General features: G+C 69.3%; 4 protein-coding genes. All 4 read right to left on the bottom strand.

Annotated elements, in window-relative coordinates:
• Positions 1-223 (bottom strand): hypothetical protein (locus U9980_RS27535; protein WP_322770597.1); only part of this gene is annotated, 223 nt, incomplete at its 3' end.
• Positions 198-554, bottom strand: a complete 357-nt coding sequence (locus U9980_RS27540; RefSeq protein ID WP_322770598.1) for a helix-turn-helix transcriptional regulator — start codon at positions 552-554, stop codon at positions 198-200. The genes U9980_RS27540 and U9980_RS27535, both read right to left, overlap by 26 nt.
• Positions 551-1,078 carry a transcriptional regulator gene (locus U9980_RS27545; RefSeq protein ID WP_322770599.1) on the bottom strand — a complete coding sequence of 176 codons (528 nt, stop codon included), beginning with the start codon at positions 1,076-1,078 and terminating at the stop codon, positions 551-553. The genes U9980_RS27540 and U9980_RS27545 overlap by 4 nt, the downstream gene beginning before the upstream one ends.
• Positions 1,075-1,410: a hypothetical protein gene (locus U9980_RS27550; RefSeq protein ID WP_322770600.1), complete on the bottom strand. Its 336-nt coding sequence runs from the start codon at positions 1,408-1,410 to the stop codon at positions 1,075-1,077. Before U9980_RS27550 ends, U9980_RS27545 begins: the two co-directional genes overlap by 4 nt.
• Between the last annotated feature and the right edge of the window lie 57 nt (positions 1,411-1,467).

A 1,467-nucleotide genomic window follows, 5' to 3' on the forward strand; every position in this document is an offset into this window, starting at 1 on the left:
GACCCCACACCGCGCCGAAATGGCGCACCAGCCCGGCGTTACGCCAGGAGACGAGCTGCGCGACGAGGATCACCCGGTCGGCGACATCGAACCGCAGCGCGAGCTCCCGAACGGTGAACGTCGCCTGCCCGCCGGTGGCGGTCTGTACGGCGATCAGCTGGCCGATCGCCGTCCAGATCTCCTCCTCGTCGGGGAGGTCAGGCCGCAGGCTGCTTCGCGTCATCGGCCACCTCCTCAGCCGGGACCGCGACCAGGTCCAGCAGCGCGGCGATACGAGTGGCCAAGCCGCGTGCCGTCGGCGGTGCTTCTTTCAGCAGCCAGACCATGCGGGCCGCCCACTCTTCCTCTGGGGTCAGGAACAGGTCCTGCGCGCGAAGCGCCAGGAGACAAGCAAGGTCGGCCCGGAACGCCGCCGATGGCTGGATGCGCCCGTTGAGGACGTTGGAGACGTAGCTGACGCTGTAGTTCAGCAATCTTGCAACCCTGTACTGGGGTATCCCGCGAGCGCGGAGTATCCCGGATGCCGGATGGGTGAAGTGCCGCAGCTCCTTCATCCCCGATCACCGCCACGGGCGTAAAGCACACCCCACCCGGCGAGCTGGTCCATGAACTCGGCCGGGGTCATCTCGTGCATCACGGCCAGGGAGTAGAGGTCATCGGCGCGGATCGTCAGAACCTGTCCTGCCCAGTCCCCTCTGTCGCCGCGGATCCGCCCCACCCAGCGACGCAACACCGCCATCTCCGCCAGCCGGACCGGGCGGAGCAGCACCTCCAGATCCAGGATCACCCGGGGGCCCGCCTCCCGGGCCGACGCATGCTCCCCGCCGGGGAGCAGCGCCGACATCGGGACGCCGTAGAACTCGGCCAGTCTCGACAGCGTCTGAACGGTGACCATGCGGTCGCCGCGCTCGTACGAGCCGACCGCCGCGGTCTTCCACCGGCCGTGCGACTTCCCCTCCACGTCGGCCAAAGACAGGCTCTGCTGGTTCCTCACCGCACGCAGACGCGCGCCTACTTCCTTCGCGTACGTCATGGTCTTGTCGGTCTTGTCGGTCTTGTCGGTCTTGCCGCCGCTCATCGTGCTCCCCCTGTATGTGGACGGCGGGCGGACAGCAACGCCCGAGCCGCCTGATCGATATATGCAGCCGCGGCCGCGATCTCCGTCTCGCCCCGACGCGCACGGCCAGCCGCCTCCCATTCGGCAACCGCGTCGACCAGCGCCAGCCATCGCGGGTCCTCCACCGACGTGGTCGCGTTGCGGGTGATCGACCGGAGGGCGTGCGCCACCAAGCGCACATCCATCTCCGGTGCCGCCTGCACCAGCAGGACGAGGTCCTCCACCGGATTCCGTAGCGGCACGACCATCGGCAGCGGACCGGTCACCGCCGCCGCACACCCGTGCACGCTCATCCCGTCGGCGCCAGTTCAGCCGTCACGCCGCCGCCCGACCCCGCGGGTACCAGACCC

The organism is Protofrankia sp. Cr1, from assembly GCF_963555865.1.
Lineage (GTDB): Bacteria > Actinomycetota > Actinomycetes > Frankiales > Frankiaceae > Protofrankia.

Coding starts and splice junctions, on each gene's coding strand:
- U9980_RS27540 (WP_322770598.1), bottom strand. CDS start 554: ATGAAGGAGCTGCGGCACTTCACCCATCCGGCATCCGGGATACTCCGC.
- U9980_RS27545 (WP_322770599.1), bottom strand. CDS start 1,078: ATGAGCGGCGGCAAGACCGACAAGACCGACAAGACCGACAAGACCATG.
- U9980_RS27550 (WP_322770600.1), bottom strand. CDS start 1,410: ATGAGCGTGCACGGGTGTGCGGCGGCGGTGACCGGTCCGCTGCCGATG.